The sequence below is a fragment of the Nocardioides agri genome (assembly GCF_013778305.1).
Classification (GTDB): domain Bacteria; phylum Actinomycetota; class Actinomycetes; order Propionibacteriales; family Nocardioidaceae; genus Nocardioides; species Nocardioides agri.
The window spans coordinates 1,945,577-1,962,356 of sequence record NZ_JACEIC010000002.1; the positions used below are offsets into that span (position 1 = coordinate 1,945,577).

15 protein-coding genes are annotated in these 16,780 nt (G+C 73.6%); 7 read left to right on the forward strand and 8 right to left on the reverse strand.

From position 1 onward, the window contains the following. The first annotated feature begins 99 nt into the window (after window positions 1-99). From HZF07_RS14045 to HZF07_RS14060, 4 genes are read left to right on the forward strand one after another with little or no spacing between them, the layout of a single operon-like run. Entirely contained in the window at window positions 100-1,590 is a 1,491-nt protein-coding gene (locus HZF07_RS14045) for a carboxyl transferase domain-containing protein (RefSeq protein ID WP_157342505.1), read from the forward strand. A gap of 37 nt (window positions 1,591-1,627) precedes the next feature. Then, on the forward strand, window positions 1,628-2,446 hold the full coding sequence (locus HZF07_RS14050) for an SDR family oxidoreductase (protein ID WP_157342507.1): 819 nt from the start codon (window positions 1,628-1,630) through the stop codon (window positions 2,444-2,446). 20 nt (window positions 2,447-2,466) lie between these two features. Continuing rightward, window positions 2,467-3,735: an ArgE/DapE family deacylase gene (locus HZF07_RS14055; RefSeq protein WP_309504740.1), complete on the forward strand. Its 1,269-nt coding sequence runs from the start codon at window positions 2,467-2,469 to the stop codon at window positions 3,733-3,735. A gap of 18 nt (window positions 3,736-3,753) precedes the next feature. Further along, a complete protein-coding gene (locus tag HZF07_RS14060) occupies window positions 3,754-4,884 on the forward strand; it encodes a right-handed parallel beta-helix repeat-containing protein (RefSeq protein ID WP_157342509.1) in 1,131 nt (376 codons plus the stop codon). Here the strand turns inward: HZF07_RS14060 and HZF07_RS14065 are convergent, their stop codons facing one another. The 5 genes from HZF07_RS14065 to HZF07_RS14085 all read right to left on the reverse strand — a co-directional run bounded on the left by HZF07_RS14065 (window position 4,885) and on the right by HZF07_RS14085 (window position 10,598). After that, window positions 4,885-5,826, reverse strand: a complete 942-nt coding sequence (locus HZF07_RS14065) for a DUF2804 domain-containing protein (RefSeq protein WP_181645193.1) — start codon at window positions 5,824-5,826, stop codon at window positions 4,885-4,887. It abuts the gene before it with no gap. Window positions 5,827-5,843: 17 nt separating this feature from the next. Beyond that, window positions 5,844-7,244 (reverse strand): dihydrolipoamide acetyltransferase family protein, encoded by a 1,401-nt coding sequence (locus HZF07_RS14070; protein ID WP_157342511.1) that lies wholly within the window; start codon window positions 7,242-7,244, stop codon window positions 5,844-5,846. A gap of 1 nt (window position 7,245) precedes the next feature. After that, window positions 7,246-8,226, reverse strand: coding sequence for an alpha-ketoacid dehydrogenase subunit beta (locus HZF07_RS14075; RefSeq protein WP_157342513.1), 981 nt, complete (start codon window positions 8,224-8,226; stop codon window positions 7,246-7,248). Continuing rightward, window positions 8,226-9,389 carry a pyruvate dehydrogenase (acetyl-transferring) E1 component subunit alpha gene (gene pdhA, locus HZF07_RS14080; RefSeq protein ID WP_309504741.1) on the reverse strand — a complete coding sequence of 388 codons (1,164 nt, stop codon included), beginning with the start codon at window positions 9,387-9,389 and terminating at the stop codon, window positions 8,226-8,228. Before pdhA ends, HZF07_RS14075 begins: the two co-directional genes overlap by 1 nt. A gap of 213 nt (window positions 9,390-9,602) precedes the next feature. Further along, the gene (locus tag HZF07_RS14085; RefSeq protein WP_157342515.1) at window positions 9,603-10,598 is read right to left on the reverse strand and encodes a LacI family DNA-binding transcriptional regulator; all 996 of its coding nucleotides are present in this window, start codon (window positions 10,596-10,598) and stop codon (window positions 9,603-9,605) included. Window positions 10,599-10,663: 65 nt separating this feature from the next. Between HZF07_RS14085 and HZF07_RS14090 the strand changes: the two genes are divergently transcribed. Genes HZF07_RS14090 through HZF07_RS14100 form a run of 3 tightly spaced genes read left to right on the forward strand, consistent with a single transcriptional unit; the run spans window position 10,664 to window position 14,632 of the window. Continuing rightward, entirely contained in the window at window positions 10,664-12,037 is a 1,374-nt protein-coding gene (locus tag HZF07_RS14090) for an MFS transporter (RefSeq protein ID WP_157342516.1), read from the forward strand. Continuing rightward, window positions 12,034-12,897: a shikimate dehydrogenase gene (locus tag HZF07_RS14095; protein WP_157342517.1), complete on the forward strand. Its 864-nt coding sequence runs from the start codon at window positions 12,034-12,036 to the stop codon at window positions 12,895-12,897. The genes HZF07_RS14090 and HZF07_RS14095 overlap by 4 nt, the downstream gene beginning before the upstream one ends. 10 nt (window positions 12,898-12,907) lie before the next feature. Continuing rightward, the gene (locus HZF07_RS14100) at window positions 12,908-14,632 is read left to right on the forward strand and encodes a sugar phosphate isomerase/epimerase and 4-hydroxyphenylpyruvate domain-containing protein (RefSeq protein ID WP_157342519.1); all 1,725 of its coding nucleotides are present in this window, start codon (window positions 12,908-12,910) and stop codon (window positions 14,630-14,632) included. Here the strand turns inward: HZF07_RS14100 and HZF07_RS14105 are convergent. From HZF07_RS14105 to HZF07_RS23960, 3 genes are all read right to left on the reverse strand, one after another. Then, window positions 14,629-15,552: a cation diffusion facilitator family transporter gene (locus HZF07_RS14105; RefSeq protein WP_157342521.1), complete on the reverse strand. Its 924-nt coding sequence runs from the start codon at window positions 15,550-15,552 to the stop codon at window positions 14,629-14,631. The two genes, HZF07_RS14100 and HZF07_RS14105, sit on opposite strands and share 4 nt — an antisense overlap. Window positions 15,553-15,653: 101 nt before the next feature. Next, window positions 15,654-16,595, reverse strand: a complete 942-nt coding sequence (locus tag HZF07_RS14110) for a glutathione S-transferase family protein (protein ID WP_157342523.1) — start codon at window positions 16,593-16,595, stop codon at window positions 15,654-15,656. A gap of 22 nt (window positions 16,596-16,617) precedes the next feature. After that, window positions 16,618-16,752, reverse strand: coding sequence for a hypothetical protein (locus HZF07_RS23960; protein WP_258562581.1), 135 nt, complete (start codon window positions 16,750-16,752; stop codon window positions 16,618-16,620). Between the last annotated feature and the right edge of the window lie 28 nt (window positions 16,753-16,780).

Genomic DNA, 16,780 nt, shown 5'->3' on the forward strand with positions numbered 1-16,780 from the left:
GCGAGGTTGGCCCGGTCACCAGGTGAGGAGGTCGGCCGACCGCCCGGACCACGTAGCCCTTCCGGGTGGTTCTGACGGCGCCTGGACTAGCGTGCCGACATGAGCCCGACTCCCTCCCGCCTCGCCGCCGCCGAGCTCATCGACCTGGTCCTCGACGAGGGCTCGTGGACGTCGTGGGACGTCGCGCCGAACCGCACCGGCGTGTCGCCGGAGTACGCCGCCGAGCTCGCCGCCGCGCAGGAGAAGAGCGGTGCCGACGAGTCCGTGCTCACCGGCGAGGGGCTGATGAAGGGCCGCCGGGTGGCCGTGGTCATGGGCGAGTTCGCGTTCCTCGCCGGCTCGATCGGCCGCGCCTCCGCCGACCGGCTGATCGCCGCGATCGAGCGCGCCACCCGCGAGGGCCTGCCGCTGCTCGCGGGTCCGGTGAGCGGCGGCACCCGGATGCAGGAGGGCACCCCGGCGTTCGTCCAGATGGTGCGGATCACCGCCGCCGTCGCGGCGCACAAGGCCGCCGGGCTGCCGTACCTCGTCTACCTCCGGCACCCCACGACCGGTGGGGTGATGGCCTCGTGGGGGTCGCTCGGCCACGTGACGGTCGCCGAGCCCGGCGCGCTGATCGGGTTCCTCGGGCCGCGGGTCTACGAGGCGCTCTACGGCAAGCCCTTCCCGGAGGGGGTGCAGACGGCCGAGAACCTCTACGCCCGCGGCATCGTCGACGCGGTGATGCCACCCTCGGAGATCGCCGGCATCCTCGACCGGGCGCTGCGGATCCTGCTCGCGCCGCGCCACGGCATCCGCCCCGTGCCCGACCCGGTGCCGCTCAGCCCGCTGCCGGACGTCGAGACGTGGGACGCCGTCACCCGGTCGCGTCGGCCGGACCGCCCCGGCGTACGCCGGCTGCTGAGGTACGCCGCCAGCGACGTGATCCCGCTCAACGGCACCGGCCAGGGCGAGCGCGACCCGGGGCTGCTGCTGGCGCTGGCGAGCTTCGGCGACGCGCCGTGCGTGTTCCTCGGGCAGGACCGGCGGGGCCAGACCGCCGAGCACCCGATGGGGCCCGAGGCGCTGCGCGAGGCGCAGCGCGGGATGCGCCTCGCGGCCGAGCTCGGGCTGCCCCTGGTCACGGTCATCGACACCCAGGGCGCGGCGCTGTCGGCCGAGGCGGAGAACGGCGGCATGGCGGGCGAGATCGCGCGCTGCCTCCACGAGCTCGTCACCCTGACCGCCCCGACGCTGTGCCTGATGCTCGGCGAGGGCAACGGCGGCGGCGCGCTCGCCTTCCTGCCCGCCGACCGGGTGATCGCCGCGCAGCACGCCTGGCTCTCGCCGCTCCCGCCGGAGGGCGCCAGCGCGATCGTCCACCGCGACCTCGACCACGCGCCCGAGATGGCGCGGTCCCAGCAGGTGCGGGCGCTCGACCTCAAGGAGCGCGGCATCGTCGACCGGATCGTGGCCGAGCTCCCCGACGCCGCCGACGAGCCCGAGGAGTTCTGCCGCCGGGTGGGCGCGGTGCTCGAGCACGAGCTGGCCGGCATGCTCGAGGTCGGTCCGGGGTCGCTCGCCCAGCGGGCCCGTCGCTACCGGTTCTGACGCCACCGGCGCACTAGAACGCGTTACAGTCCCGGCCATGAGGACGTACGTCGTGAGCGGGGCGGCTTCGGGGATCGGGGCGGCGACCGCTCGGATGCTGCGCGGCCAGGGGCACCAGGTCATCGGTGTCGACGTGACGCCCGGCGACGGCGTCGAGGTGCTCGCCGACCTGGCCACGCCGGACGGCCGGGCGCGCGCGGTCGACGGCGTACGCGCGCTCACCGACGTCGTCCACGGCGCGGTGCCGGCGGCGGGGATCGCCGGCCGCACCGGCATCGACTCGGCGCTCCTGGTGTCCGTGAACTTCTTCGGCGCGGTCGCGCTGGTCACCGGTCTCCACGCCGAGCTGACCCGCGGTGCGCAGGCCGGCGGCGCCGGCGTCGTGCTGCTCGCGTCGAACTCCATCACCGGCATGCCCGGCTGGAACGCCCCGGTCGCGCAGGCCTGCCTGCGCGACGACGAGCCGCTCGCCCGGGAGGAGGCCGCCAAGGTCGACTCGGTGATGGTCTACCCCTCCAGCAAGGCCGCGCTCGCCTGGTGGGCGCGCCGCGAGGGCGTGAAGCCGGAGTGGGCCGGCGCCGGCATCCGGCTCAACTCCGTGGCGCCCGGCGCGACCGAGACGCCGATGGTCGAGGCGATGCGCGCCGACCCCGTGCTCGGGGCTGCGGTGGACGCCTACCCGACCGCGATCGGCCGCACCGGGCGGCCGGAGGAGGTCGCCGCGGCGATCGGCTTCCTGCTGTCCGCAGGCGCGGCCAACATCGTCGGCGCGGTGCTCTTCGTCGACGGCGGCACCGACGCGATGCTGCACCCGATCGCACCCCCAGGTTGGGAAGTCCCCCACATCGAGCCCTGAGCGGACCTACCCTTCCGGGTGTGTCCCACCGCGACCTCTCCGACGTCGAGCTGCGGGCGCTCGCGTTCGTCGACGAGCGCGAGCTCGTCCGCGACCTCGTCGACCTCATCGCCGTCCCGTCGGTGAGCGGGTCGGACGCCGAGTCCGACGTCCAGCACCTGCTCGCCAAGCAGCTGCGCGGGCTCGACCTCGACGTCGACCTCTGGCAGCTCGACCTCCCGCGGCTGACCGCGGACCCGGGGTTCCCCGGCTGGGAGGCGGTGCGCAGCGAGTCGTGGGGCCTGGTCGCGAGCAGCGGTCCCGGCGAACCGGAGCTGGTGCTCCAGGGACACGTCGACGTCGTGCCCAGCGGCGACCTCGGCCAGTGGCGCACCGACCCCTTCACGGCCACCGTCGAGGGCCGCACCGTGCACGGCCGGGGCACCTGCGACATGAAGGCCGGCGTGGTCGCCAACCTCGCCGCCGCCCGGGCGGTCCGCGCCGCGGGCATCGAGCTCTCCAGGCCGTACGCCCTCCAGCTCGTCGTCGGCGAGGAGGACGGCGGCCTCGGGGCGTTCGCCACGCTCGACCGCGGCCACCGCGGCAGGGCCTGCATCATCACCGAGCCGACCGGCGGCACGATCACCACCGCCAACGCCGGAGCGCTCACCTTCGAGCTGCGGGTCCCGGGCGTGGCGACGCACGGCAGCACGTCGTACGCCGGGGTCAGCGCGCTCGAGAAGTTCCTCCCGGTGCACGCGGCGCTCGCCGCGCTGCAGGAGCGCCGCAACCGGGACGTGCACCCGCTGATGGCGGAGTACCCGGTCGCCTACCCGCTCTCGATCGGGAGGGTCGCCTGCGGCGACTGGGCGAGCAGCGTGCCCGACCTGCTCGTCGCCGAGGGGCGCTACGGCGTCGCGCTCGGGGAGGACCCGGCCGCCGCCCGCGCCGCGCTCGAGGAGGCGGTCGCCGACGCGGCCGCCGCCGACCCGTGGCTGCGCGAGCACCGGCCGACGGTCGCGTGGACCGGCGGCCAGTTCGCGAGCGGCGCGTACGCCGAGGACGACCGCGCCCTCTACGACCTGGTCGCGGGCGCCCATGCCGACGTCACGCGCGGGCCGCGGCCGCGCGAGCGCGGCGCGCCGTACGGCAGCGACCTGCGTCTCTACGCCGGCGCGGGCGTGCCGACGCTGCACTACGGACCCGGCGACGTGCGGCTCGCGCACGGGCCCGAGGAGGCGGTGTCGATCGACGAGCTGGTCGCGGTGACCGAGAGCCTGGTGCTGGCGCTGGTGCGCGCCTGCCTCTAGCGCCCACACAATGGGCCCATGCGGCCCACCCTCTCGGTCCTCCTCGGCTGCCTCCTGTGCACCGTGACCCTCGTCCCGGCAGACGCCGGCGGACCGCGCACCTGGCGAGTCGGTCCGGACCGCGAGCTCCGGACGCCCAGCGCGGCCGCGGCGGTCGCGCGCGACGGCGACACCGTGCTGATCGACCCCGGCACCTACGTCGGTGACGTGGCGACCTGGACCCAGGACGACCTGACGCTGCGCGGCGACGGCGGCCGGGCGCACCTGCGCGCCGCCGGCGCGAGCGCGCAGGGCAAGGCGATCTGGGTGATCGCCGGGGACCGCACGACCGTCGACCTCGTCGAGCTCAGCGGGGCGACCGTCCCCGACGGCAACGGTGCCGGCATCCGCCAGGAGGGCACCGACCTCACGGTCACCCGGAGCTGGTTCCACCACAACCAGGACGGCATCCTCACCGGCGCCGACCCCGCCAGCGACATCGTGATCCGGCGCTCGCGGTTCTTCCGCAACTGTGCCGGCGACGGCCTGACCCACAACATCTACGTCGGAGCGGTCCGCTCGCTCACCGTCACGGGCAGCTACCTCTGGGGCGCCGACACCGGCCACGAGCTGAAGTCCCGCGCCGCACGCAACACCATCGTCGGCAACCTGATCACCGACCGCGACGCCACCGCGAGCTACTCGATCGACCTGCCGAACGGCGGCCGCTCGCTCGTCGCCGGCAACGTGGTCGTCCAGGGGCCGCGGTCCGAGAACTCCGCCCTGGTCTCGTACGGCGCGGAGGGGCTGACCGGGACCCCGCAGCTCTGGGTCGTCGGCAACACGTTCGTGAACCGCCGCCCGGCAGGCACGTTCGTCGACCTCGCCGCGGGCAGCCGCGCCGAGCTGCGCAACAACCTGCTGGTCGGCCCCGGCGAGCTGACCTCGCTCGCCGGCGTGCCGTCGCGGGCCAACCTCCGCGTCGGTCGGGGAACCTTCGTCGACCCGGCGCACGACGACTTCCGCCTGCGGGCCGGGTCGCCCGCCCTCGACCGCGGCGTGCGCGTGCCGCAGCGGTGGCGGGTCCGCTGGGAGTACGTCCACCCCGCCGGGCAGGTGCGCCGGCCGGTGGTGGGCCGGACCGACCTCGGCGCGTTCGAGCGCCGCTGATCACCAGCGGTTGCGCGCCTCCTCCGCCCAGCCGACGAGGCCCTCGAGGTCGACCCGCTCGCCGGCGTCGGTGGCCGCCCAGCCCGTCCAGTGCCCGAAGCACTGGTGGGTCTCGTTGGCGACCACGCCGAGGTTGGTCCTCGACACCTTCTCGTGGAACGGCGTGAACCTCGCGTCGATCCCCTCGCCGTGGACGCGCCACGGCCTCAGCCAGTCGGTCGGGTCGTACTCCCACACCAGGTCGGCGTGGATCTTGTGCAGCCGGCCGTCGACGAACAGCCCGTTCTCGGTGATGCCGGTGCGGTCGGTCCACTTGCCGCCGAGGGTCAGCCCGCGGCCCGGGCCGGAGCCGGCCGCCCAGTTCCAGGTGATCGAGTAGGGCCACTTGCCGCGTCCGTGGTCGAGCACGCCCCAGCCCTCGACGTCGTACGACGTGCCGTCGACGACGATCCGGCCCGACACCGGCCGCGAGACGTCCTTGACCGTGTACTGGAAGCGGCGGCTGCTCCACGGCACGACCACGCCCAGCACCTCGGCACCCGGCGCGACCGCCAGGTCGACCTCGACGCCGGGCGCGGTGGCCCGCAGCGCGCTGTCGGACACCTCGATGTGCAGGTGCCCGGCCGTGACGGACGCGACGCCGCCGTACTCGGGCGGCAGGGTGACGCCCCGGCCGAGCGGCGGCACGGCCTCGCTCTCCCACGTCCGCCCGGTCTCGCGGTCCAGCACCCACAGGGAGCAGACGCCGGCGTAGTCGAGTGCCGACACCACGATCCCCACGCAGAAGCGGTCGGTGACGACGCCCCAGTACTCCCAGCGCTTCGCCCGCCCCCAGCCGCGCAGGTTCGGGCGGACCAACGGGCGGCGGGACCAGCCGACGGCCGCCTCGTCGAGGCGGCCGTCGGACCGGCAGAGGTCGATCGGCTCGGTCAGCTCACGCACGCGGCGAGCGTGCCAGATCAGTAGAGCAGCGCGCTGCCCGGGTCCTGCAGGATCCCGGCGACGTCGGCGAGGAACCGCGAGCCCTTCTCGCCGTCGATGTGCCGGTGGTCGAAGGACAGGGCCAGCGTCGTCACGTCGCGCACCACGATCTCACCGGTGACCTCGTCGACCCACGGGCGCTTGTTGATCGCGCCGAAGCAGAGGATCGCCGACTCACCCGGGTTGATGATCGGGGTGCCCGCGTCGACGCCGAAGACGCCGACGTTGGTGATCGTGAACGTGCCGCCGCTCATCTCGGCCGGCTGCGTCTTGCCGGCGCGGGCCGTGTCGACGAGCTCCCCGAGCGCCGAGGCGAGCTCGGTCAGCGAGAGCGACTCGGCGTCCTTGACGTTGGGCACGACCAGCCCGCGCGGGGTCGCCGCGGCGATGCCGAGGTTGACGTAGCGCTTGTAGACGACCTCCTGCGCGGCCTCGTCCCACCAGGAGTTGATCTCCGGCGTCCGGCGGATCGCGAGCAGGGTCGCCCGCGCCAGCAGGAGCAGCGGATTGACGCGCACGTCGCGCAGCTCCCGACGGGTCTTGAGCCGCTCGACGAGCTCCATCGTGCGGGTCACGTCGACGGTGATCCACTCGGTGACGTGCGGGCTGGTGAAGGCCGACTGGCTCATCGCCTGCGCCATCATCTTGCGCACGCCCTTGATCGGCTCGCGCGTCTCCCGCTCGCCCGGCGCCAGGGCGTACGCCGTGGTCGCCGGAGCAGCCGATCCGGACGACGTCCCGCCCGCGGCGGCCTGCACGTCGTCGCGGGACACGGTCCCGTCCGGACCGGTCGGGGTGAGCGTGGTGAGGTCGACGCCGAGGTCCTTGGCGAGCTTGCGCACGGGCGGCTTGGCGAGCACGCGGACCTCGGCGGCGGACACCGGCACCGCGCGGGACGGCACCGGCTCCGGGGCCGACTCGGCCTCGACCATCGGCGAGGCCACGCCGGACTCGAAGGCCGCCTGGGTCTGCCAGTGGGCGGCGGCCGCGCCCGAGGCGACCTTGCGGGCGCGCCGGACCGGCCCGCGGTCGGCCTTGTTGCGACCGACCAGCGACTCGCCCTCGCCGCCGCCGGAGGCGGCCGGGTTGGACAGGTCGATCTCGGTGGGGTCCACGGCGGCAGGGGCCGGGGCCGACGGCGCGGCCTCGTCGCCGACCGCGATGATCGGCGTGCCGACCGGGACCGTCTCGCCCTCGGGCACCAGCAGCGCGGTGACCGTGCCGGCGTACGGCGAGGGCAGCTCGACGATCGACTTCGCGGTCTCGATGTCGACGATGACCTGGTTGATCGTCACGACGTCGCCGACGGCCACGTGCCACTTGACGATCTCGGCCTCGGTGAGGCCCTCGCCCACGTCGGGCAGCTTGAACTCGGCCATGTCAGAACCCCAACGATCGGTCGACGGCGTCCAGCACCCGGTCGAGGTCGGGGAGGAAGTCCTCCTCGATCCGCGACGGCGGGTAGGGCGCGTCGAACGCGCCCACGCGCAGCACCGGGGCCTCCAGGGAGTAGAAGCACTCCTCGGTGATCCGGGCGGCGAGCTCGGCGCCGATGCCGAGGTTGACGTGCGCCTCGTGGGTGACGACGACGCGGCCGGTCCGGCGTACGGACTCGTAGACCGGGGCCATGTCGAGCGGCGAGAGCGTGCGCAGGTCGATCACCTCGAGCGAGCGCCCCTCGCCGGCGGCGGCCTCGGCCGCGGACAGCGCGGTCTTCACCGTCGGGCCGTAGGCGAGCACGGTGACGTCGCCGCCGGCGCGCACGACCCGCGAGCGGAAGAGCGGCTCCGGGGTCGCGGTCTCGTCGAGGTCGGCCTTGTCAGCGTGGTACTGCCGCTTCGGCTCCAGGAAGATCACCGGGTCGTCGGACTTGATGGCCTGCTGGATCATCCAGTAGCCGTCGACGGGGTTGGAGCAGGCGACCACCTTGAGGCCCGGCGTGTGCGCGAACTGCGCCTCCGGCGACTCGCTGTGGTGCTCGACCGCGCCGATGCCGCCGCCGAACGGGATCCGGATGACCATCGGCATCTTGAGCTTGCCCTGGGAGCGGTAATGGATCTTCGCGACCTGGCAGACGATCTGGTCGTAGGCCGGGTAGACGAACCCGTCGAACTGGATCTCGACGACCGGGCGGTAGCCGCGCAGCGCGAGGCCGACCGCGGTGCCGACGATGCCGGACTCGGCCAGCGGGCTGTCGATGACCCGGTCCTCGCCGAAGTCCTTCTGCAGCCCGTCGGTGATCCGGAAGACGCCGCCGAGCTTGCCGACGTCCTCACCCATCAGGAGGACCTTGGGGTCGTCCTCCATGGCCTTACGGAGGCCCATGTTGAGGGCCTTGGCGAGCGTGACCTTCTGTGCCATCAGCGAGCTCCCTCGAACGAGTCGAGGTAGGCCGCGAAGCCGTCGCGCTGGGCGGCGAGCTCCTCGGTCATCTCGGCGTAGACGTGGTCGAACATCGACAGCGGCTGCGGGTCGGGCAGCGCCTTGCAGCCCTCGCGCAGGTGGACGCCGAGGTCGTCGGCCTCCTCCTGCACGGCGGCGAAGAAGTCGTCCCCGGCGAGGCCGTTGCGGCGCAGGTAGACCTCGACGCGGGCGATCGGGTCCTTGAGCTTCCAGCGCTCGAGGTCGTCGGAGAGCCGGTAGCGGGTGGGGTCGTCGGTCGTGGTGTGCGCACCCATCCGGTAGGTGTAGGCCTCCACGAACGTCGGGCCCTGGCCGTCGCGGGCTCGCTGCAGCGCGGCCTGCGTGACGGCGTACGTCGCGAGCACGTCGTTGCCGTCGACCCGGACGCCCGGGAAGCCGAAGCCGAGGGCGCGCTGGTAGAGCGGGATGCGGGTCTGGCGCTCGATCGGCTCCGAGATCGCCCACTGGTTGTTCTGGCAGAAGAACACGACGGGGGCGTTGTAGGAGGCCGCGAAGATGAACGCCTCGTTGACGTCGCCCTGCGAGGACGCGCCGTCGCCGAAGTGGGCGACGACCGCGGCGTCCCGGTCGGGGTCGCCGGTGCCGACGACGCCGTCGCGCTGCATGCCCATGGCGTAGCCGGTGGCGTGCAGCGTCTGCGCGCCGATCACGATCGTGTAGAGCCCGAAGTTGTTGGCCGCCGGGTCCCAGCCGCCCTGGTCGACGCCTCGGAAGAGGCCGAGCAGGTTGAGCGGGTCGACGCCGCGGCACCAGGCGACGCCGTGCTCGCGGTAGGTCGGGAAGACGAAGTCCTGCGGGCGCAGCGCGCGGCCGGCGCCCACCTGGGCGGCCTCCTGGCCGAGCAGCTGGGCCCAGATGCCCAGCTCACCGTGGCGCTGGAGCGCGGTGGCCTCGACGTCGATGCGGCGCGTGAGCACCATGTCGCGGTAGAAGCCGCGGACGACCTCGTCCTCCGGCTCCCCGCCCGTGTCGAAGCGGAAGTCCGGGTGGTCGACGCGCTCACCTTCGGGCGTCAGGAGCTGGACCAGCTCCGGACCGCCGTCCTGTTGTGAGGGGCCGAAGACCTCGACGAGGTCCGGGCCGAAGCCGTTGTGGGTCACGTGCACTCCTTCGAGGTCACCGGCATGGGCGGGGTCTCCGCGTACCGAGGTACTAGTGCCCCGGCAGCCGGCGCGGGGGTGGTGCGCCTTGTGACCCGGAGCACAATCGTGCTGCGCAAAAGGTACCTGCGGCATCGTCGCCGCCGCCAATCAGGTGGCCCGATCCTGTCGGCGGACACCACTGGGGCAGGCTGTCGGACCCACCGTCGCCGGTCAGCCGGGCACCGGCCCGCTGGACCGGCGTACGACGAGCTGGGTCGGCAGCACCCGGGTCGGCGGGTCGTCGGTGCGGCTGAGCACCTGGGCGGCCACCGCCTCGACCGCCCGCGCTCCCGCCTCCTCGGTGCGCTCGGCGAGGGTCGTGAGCGGCGGGTTGCAGAAGTCGGCGCCGACGATGTTGTCGAAGCCGACGACGCTGACGTCACCGGGGACGTCGACGCCGCGCTCGGCGAGCCGGAGCATCACCCCGATCGCCAGCATGTCGTTGTGCGCGACGACCGCGGTGGCGCCGGCGGCGATCGCCGCGTCCGCCGCGGCCGCGCCGCCCGCCAGGGCCGGCACGTAGGGGCCGAAGCGGGTCGCGCCGAGCCCTCGCTCCTCCGCCGCGGCCCGCAGCCCGGCCCAGCGCCGCGCGCCCGACCAGGACTCGGGCGGGCCGCCGAGGAAGACCAAGGAGTGGTGGCCGAGCGACGCCAGGTGGTCGACGATCTGGCGGGTGCCGCTGTCGAAGTCGGCGACCACGCAGGCGAGGCCCGGGGTGGCCCGGTTGACGAGCGCGATCGGGTTCAGGTCGGCCGCCCGCCGGAGCTCCTCGTCGGGCAGCCGGGACGCGCTGAGCACGAACCCGTCGACCGCCGGCCCGAGCCGCCGAACCAGCTGCGCCTCCTGGGCGGGGTTCTCCGCCGTGTCGCCGAGCACCAAGGTCAGGCCCGCGGCGGCAGCCCCGCGCTCGGCCCCCTTGATGACCCCCGCGAAGTAGGGGTTGGTGATGTCGGGGACGAGCAGAGCGAGGGTGCGGGTGCGCCCCGACTCCAGCGCCCGCGCGGCCGGGTTGGGCGCGTAGCCGAGCTCCTCGGCGACCGCCAGGACGTGCTCGCGGGTGTGCACGTTGACCCGGCCGGGGTGGGTGAACGCGCGCGAGACCGTCGAGGCGGCGACCCCCGCGGCAGCCGCGACGTCGGTGATGGTGGCCCGCTTGCGGGGAGGCATGTCTCATGATGGCAACAAATGGCAAACGCTTGCCATGTGACGCGCGCCACCTCAGCCTCGACGGCATGACGACCTCGCAGGACACCACCCACGAGCCGGTCCGGACCCCGGGCAAGGCCGCACTCGCCGCTTGGTTCGGCAGCGCGCTCGAGTACTACGACTTCGCCATCTACGGCATCGCCGCGGCGCTGGTCTTCCCCGACATCTTCTTCCCCGAGGGCAACGACACGGCCGCCACCGTCGCCGCGTTCGCCACGTTCGGGGTCGCGTACGTCGCGCGTCCGATCGGCTCGTTCTTCATGGGCCACGTCGGCGACCGCCTCGGCCGCAAGCGGGTGATGATCGGGACGATCCTGCTGATGGGCGCCTCGACGTTCCTGGTCGGCTGCCTCCCGACCTACCACCAGGTCGGCATCCTCGCGCCGATCCTGCTCGTGGTGCTGCGGATCCTGCAGGGCCTCTCGGCCGCCGGCGAGCAGGCCGGCGCGAACTCGATGTCGTTCGAGCACGCCCCCGACCACCGCCGTGGCTTCTTCACCAGCTTCACGCTGAGCGGGACGCAAGGCGGCCAGATCCTCGCGCCGGCCGTCTTCCTGCCGCTGGCGGCCGTGCTGTCCGACGACGCGCTGCAGTCGTGGGGCTGGCGGATCCCCTTCTGGCTCAGCGCCGCCGTGGTGGTCGTCGGCCTGGTCATCCGCCGCCGGCTGGACGAGACGCCCGAGTTCCAGGCCGAGGCCGCGACCGACGCGGCACCGCGCGCGCCGCTGGCCATCCTCTTCCGCGACCACTGGACCGCCGTGGTGCGCGTGTTCTTCGCGGCCTTCATCGCGACCGTCAACACCATGTTCGCGGTGTTCGCGCTCAACCTCGCCACCTCCGACGACTACGACATCGGCATCAGCAAGACCACGATGCTGTGGCTCGCGATCGTCGCCAACGTCTGCGCCATCGCGGTCATCCCGCTCTGGGCGACGCTGTCCGACCGGATCGGCCGCAAGCCGGTCTTCGTCACCGGCGTGATCGGCAGCGGAGTGCTGGTCGTCCCCTTCCTGGGTGCGATCGCGCACGGCCAGACCGTGCTGATGTTCGTGCTCGGGGTGCTGCTCGCCGGCTTCGTCTACTCGATGCCCAACGCGGTCTGGCCGGCGACGTACGCCGAGTACTTCCCGACCCGCGTCCGCCTCTCCGGCATGGCGATCGGCACCCAGTTCGGGTTCGCGCTGGCCGGCTTCACGCCCACGATCGCCGGTGCCCTGCTCGGCGGCGACGTCGACAACTGGACGAACGTCGCGCTCTTCACCGCCGGTGCCTGTGCGGTCTCGGCGATCGCCGTCCTCACCGGACCGAAGGCGACCCACCTGGTGGCGACCCGGGCGATCGGCGTCCGGGCGCCGCGGCCGTCCGACGCCTCCGACCGCCAGGTCGGAGTGCCCGCATGAGCGAGGCGCCGGAGCGCGCGTCGTACCTCCTCGGCCTCGTGGGTGAAGGCATCTCCGCCTCACTCACCCCCGCCATGCAGGAGCGCGAGGGTGAGGAGCAGGGGCTGCTCCTGAGCTACCGGATCATCGACGCCGGCCGGCTCGGGGTCGGGGCCGGCGACCTGCCCGCCCTCCTCGGGTGGGCCGAGCGGCTCGGCTTCGACGGCCTCAACATCACCCACCCCTTCAAGCAGGCGGTCCTGCCGCTGGTCGACGAGCTCTCCGAGGACGCGGCCGACCTCGGCGCGGTCAACACGGTGGTCTTCACCGAGGGTCGCCGGCTCGGGCGCAACACCGACTGGTCGGGCTACGGGCGGGCGTTCCGCTCGACGCTGCCCGAGGCGGTCGGCGACCGCGCGGTGCTGGTCGGTGCGGGCGGCGCCGGGGCGGCCGTCGGCTACGGGCTGCTCGACCAGGGCGCCGAGCACGTGGCGGTCCTCGACACCGACCCGGAGCGCGCCGAGGCCTGCGCGATCCGGCTCGCCAAGCGATGGGGCGACGACCGGGTCAGCGCGGTCACGGACCTCGCGCGGGCGCTCGACGAAGCGCAGGGCCTGGTCAACGCGACGCCGGTCGGGATGCTCGGCCACGCGGGCCTGCCCGTGCCGGCCGAGCTCGTGCGTCCGGACGTCTGGGTCAGCGACGTCATCTACTTCCCGCTCGAGACCGAGCTGGTCCGGCTCGCCAGGTCGCGGGGCTGCCGGGTGCTGCCCGGCGGCGGGATGGCCGTGCAGCAGGCCGTCGGCGCGTTCGAGCTGTTCACCGGCCGGGCCGCCGACCCGGACCGCATGGCGCGGCACTTCGCGGAGCTCACCTCGTGAGGCCCGGTCGATGAAGCGGTCGATCGCCACCGTCTCGCTCAGCGGCCTCCTCTCCGACAAGCTGGAGGCGATCGCCGCCGCCGGCTTCGACGGCCTGGAGATCTTCGACAACGACCTGATCGCCTCGCCGCTCACCCCGCGGGAGGTCGCCCAGCGGTGCGCCGAACTCGGCCTCACCATCGACCTCTTCCAGCCGGTGCGCGACGTCGAGGGCGTGCCGCCCGACCGGTTCGACGCCGTGCTGCACCGCTTCCGGGTCAAGCTCGGCGTCATGGCCGAGCTCGGCGCGACCACCGTGCTGTGCTGCTCGAACGTCGCCCGCGACGCGGTCGACGACCCCGACCTGTCCGCCGCGCAGCTGGCCCGGCTCGGCGACCTGGCGGCCGAGCAGGGCGCGACGATCGCCTACGAGGCGCTGGCCTGGGGCCGGCACGTCCACCGCGTCGGCCAGGCCTGGGAGATCGTCCAGCGGGCCGACCACCCGGCTGTCACGCTGGCGGTCGACACCTTCCACATGCTCGCCCGCGGCGACGACGGCACCGCGCTGGCCGGCGTCCCCGGCGGGCGGATCGGCTTCCTCCAGGTCGCCGACGCGCCGCTGCTCGACATGGACGTGCTCGAGTGGAGCCGGCACTTCCGCTGCTTCCCCGGCGAGGGCATGCTCGACGTCGCCGGCGTCGTGGGCGCCTGCGTCGAGGCGGGGTACGACGGCCCGGTGTCGCTGGAGGTCTTCTCCGACGTCGTGCGTGAGGCCGACCCGCATGTCACCGCCCGCGACGCCATGCGGTCGCTCCTCCACCTGGAGGACCAGGCACCCCCGGCGCCGAGCCGGGTCGACCCGGCGTTCCTCGAGGTGCCCGGATCCCCAGCGATCACGGGGCTCCTGGGCTCGCTCGGCTTCTCGGTGGCTGGCCGGCACCGGACCAAGCCGGTGACGTGGTGGCGCAACGGCGGCGCCCACGTGGTCGTCAACGACGGCTCCCCCGACCCGGCGCTCGGCGTGGTGGCGAGCCCGGTGCCGGCGGTCGCGGCGCGCGCCAAGGCGCTGCTCTGGCCCGAGGTCGACCGCACCCGCGGCGCCGGCGAGGCGCACCTGCCCGGCATCACCTCGCCGTCCGGGCTGCACGTCTTCGTGAGCGCCCCGGAGGGCGAGGACGACGACTGGCAGCAGGACTTCACTCCGGAGCCGGCCGGTGGCGACTGGACGGGCATCGACCACGTGGCGATCGCCGTACCCGCCGAGCGGCTCAACGAGGAGGTCTCCTTCCTGCGCACGCTCTTCGACCTCGCACCCGGCGCGGTCGAGGAGTTCATGGAGCCCCACGGGCGGCTGCGCTCGCGCGCCTTCCGGCCCTCCGCCGGCCACCTCAGGGTCGTGCTGAACGTGGAGGACTCGAGCCGCGGCCCGGCGACCGGCATCACCCAGGTCGCCTTCGCCTGCCCCGACGTGCGAGCCGCCGTCCGGGCGATGCGTGACGCGGGCGTGGTGCTGATGCCGGTGCCCGACAACTACTACGTCGACCTCGAGGCGCGCTTCGGACTCTCGCCGGAGGCGCTGGCGGACCTGCGGTCGCACGGGCTGCTCTACGACCGGGCCGGCGACGGGGAGCTCCTGCACGCGTTCACCGCACCGCTGCCGACCGGCTTCCACGTCGAGGTGCTCGAGCGCAGCGGCGGGTACGACGGCTACGGCTCGGCGAGCACCCACGTGCGGCTGGCGGCGCAGCGCGTCTAGTGGACCTCGCCGAGGTCCTCGTGCGACCGGTGGCTGACCGGCTCCACCTGGAACGTGGAGTGCCGCACCTCGAAGTGGTCGGCGGTGCACTGTGACAGCTGGTCGAGCAGGCCGCCGACGCCGTGCTCGGCCAGCGCCTCCTCGGTGACCGTCACGTGCGCGGAGAGGCTGGGCATCCCGCTGGTGATCGTCCAGGCGTGCAGGTCGTGCACGTCGACGACGCCGGGCATCTCCAGCAGGTGCCGGCGGACGTCGTCGAGGTCCATGCCGGCCGGCGCGATCTCGAGCAGCACGGCCGCCGACTCCTTGAGCAGCACGACGGAGCGGGGCAGGATCAGGGCCGCGATCAGCAGCGAGGCCAGGGGATCCGCGCGCTCCCAGTCCCAGAAGAGGATCGTCAGGCCGGCGACGACCGCCAGGATCGAGCCGACCAGGTCGGCGAGCACCTCGTTGGCCGCGCCGCGCAGGTTGAGCGAGCCGGTGTCGGAGCGGTTGAGGATCGTCAGCGAGACCGCGTTGGCCAGCAGACCGACCAGCGCGAAGGCCACCATCGGCCCGGCGTCGACGTCCGTCGGGTCCGCCAGCCGCGAGATGCCGGCCCAGGCGAGGTAGCCGCAGACGACCAGCAGCACCAGCGCGTTGACCATCGCCGCGAGGATCTCGGCCCGGTGGAGGCCGAACGTCGACCGCGGGCCGCCCCGCAGCGTTGCGACGTACGACGCCCCGAGCGCGAGCACCACCGCGGCCGCGTCGGTCGCCATGTGGCCGGCGTCGGCGAGCAGCGCCAGGGATCCGGTGAGGAGCGCGCCGACGACCTCGACGACCATCACGGTCAGCGTGACGACGAGCACCAGTCGCAGCCGCGACCGGTCGGCCGCGCGGCCCGCGGCGTGGCCCCCGTGGTCGTGGCCGTGTCCCATGGGACCCAGCCTAGGAGGCTCAGACCTCGCGCCACCCCCGCGCCGAGTCGTGGCCGTCCGCCGCCGTCAGCATCAGGCCTCCGTCGACGGCGTCGGACGGGTCAGCCGCGGCCGTGCGGCTCCTGCCAGGTCGTGAGGTCCGGGCCCTTCGGCACGATCTGCGTCGGGTTGATGTCCTTGTGCACGACGTAGTAGTGCGTCTTGATCTGCTCGAAGTCGGTGTTGTCGGAGAACGCCGGCAGGGCGTAGAGGTCGCGCGCGTAGCCCCAGAGGTTCGGCATCTCCGTGAGCTTCTGGCGGTTGCACTTGAAGTGCCCGTGGTAGACCGCGTCGAAGCGGGCCAGCGTCGTCCAGAGCCGGACGTCGGCCTCGGTGAGGGTGTCGCCCATGAGGTAGCGGCTCCTCGACAGCCGGTCCTCGAGCCAGTCGAGGGCGGTCCAGAGCCGGTCGTACGCCGCGTCGTACGCCTCCTGCGACCCGGCGAACCCGCAGCGGTAGACGCCGTTGTTGACCTCGGTGTAGACCCGCTCCATCACGTCGTCCATCTCGTCGCGGAGGTGGCTCGGCCAGAGGTCGGGCGCGTCCGCGCGGTGGTGCTCGCGCCACTCGAAGAAGAGGTCGTGGGTGATCCACGGGAAGTCGTTGGTGACGACCTGGCCGCTGGGCACGTCGACGATCGCGGGCACCGTGATGCCCTTCGGGTAGTCGGGGAAGCGCGCGAGGTAGGCCTGCTGCAGGCGCTCGATGCCGAGCACCGGGTCGACGCCGCCGGGGTCGAGGTCGAAGGTCCAGCTGCGCTCGTCGTGCGTCGGGCCGCACAGCCCGACCGAGATCACGTCCTCGAGCCCGAGCAGCTGCCGCACGATGAGGCTGCGGGTCGCCCAGGGGCAGGCCTTCGCGGCCACCAGCCGGTAGCGGCCCGGCTCCACCGGCCAGAGGTCACCGTCGACCGGCCCGTGCTCCGGCTTCCGCCCGTCCCTCGTGATCCGATCCGGGATGTAGTCGGTGTCCCGTTCGAACGTGCCCGAGCTCGCGTACGCCATGCCGCTCACTGTAGGTGAACGCTCAACCAGTCTTGCGGCGTCGGTCGCGGAGCCGGTCGGTCGCGGCCCGGATGCGCGCCTGGTTCTCCGGCTTCCGCGACTCGTCGTACAGCTTCTTGGCGATCCCGGCCAGTGCGACGGCTCTCATCAGCTTCATGCCCGCCCTGTACCCAGTCGCGGCGGAC

Coding starts and splice junctions, on each gene's coding strand:
- HZF07_RS14045 (WP_157342505.1), top strand. CDS start 100: ATGAGCCCGACTCCCTCCCGCCTCGCCGCCGCCGAGCTCATCGACCTG.
- HZF07_RS14050 (WP_157342507.1), top strand. CDS start 1,628: ATGAGGACGTACGTCGTGAGCGGGGCGGCTTCGGGGATCGGGGCGGCG.
- HZF07_RS14060 (WP_157342509.1), top strand. CDS start 3,754: ATGCGGCCCACCCTCTCGGTCCTCCTCGGCTGCCTCCTGTGCACCGTG.
- HZF07_RS14070 (WP_157342511.1), bottom strand. CDS start 7,244: ATGGCCGAGTTCAAGCTGCCCGACGTGGGCGAGGGCCTCACCGAGGCC.
- HZF07_RS14075 (WP_157342513.1), bottom strand. CDS start 8,226: ATGGCACAGAAGGTCACGCTCGCCAAGGCCCTCAACATGGGCCTCCGT.
- HZF07_RS14085 (WP_157342515.1), bottom strand. CDS start 10,598: ATGCCTCCCCGCAAGCGGGCCACCATCACCGACGTCGCGGCTGCCGCG.
- HZF07_RS14090 (WP_157342516.1), top strand. CDS start 10,664: ATGACGACCTCGCAGGACACCACCCACGAGCCGGTCCGGACCCCGGGC.
- HZF07_RS14095 (WP_157342517.1), top strand. CDS start 12,034: ATGAGCGAGGCGCCGGAGCGCGCGTCGTACCTCCTCGGCCTCGTGGGT.
- HZF07_RS14100 (WP_157342519.1), top strand. CDS start 12,908: ATGAAGCGGTCGATCGCCACCGTCTCGCTCAGCGGCCTCCTCTCCGAC.
- HZF07_RS14105 (WP_157342521.1), bottom strand. CDS start 15,552: ATGGGACACGGCCACGACCACGGGGGCCACGCCGCGGGCCGCGCGGCC.
- HZF07_RS14110 (WP_157342523.1), bottom strand. CDS start 16,595: ATGGCGTACGCGAGCTCGGGCACGTTCGAACGGGACACCGACTACATC.
- HZF07_RS23960 (WP_258562581.1), bottom strand. CDS start 16,752: ATGAAGCTGATGAGAGCCGTCGCACTGGCCGGGATCGCCAAGAAGCTG.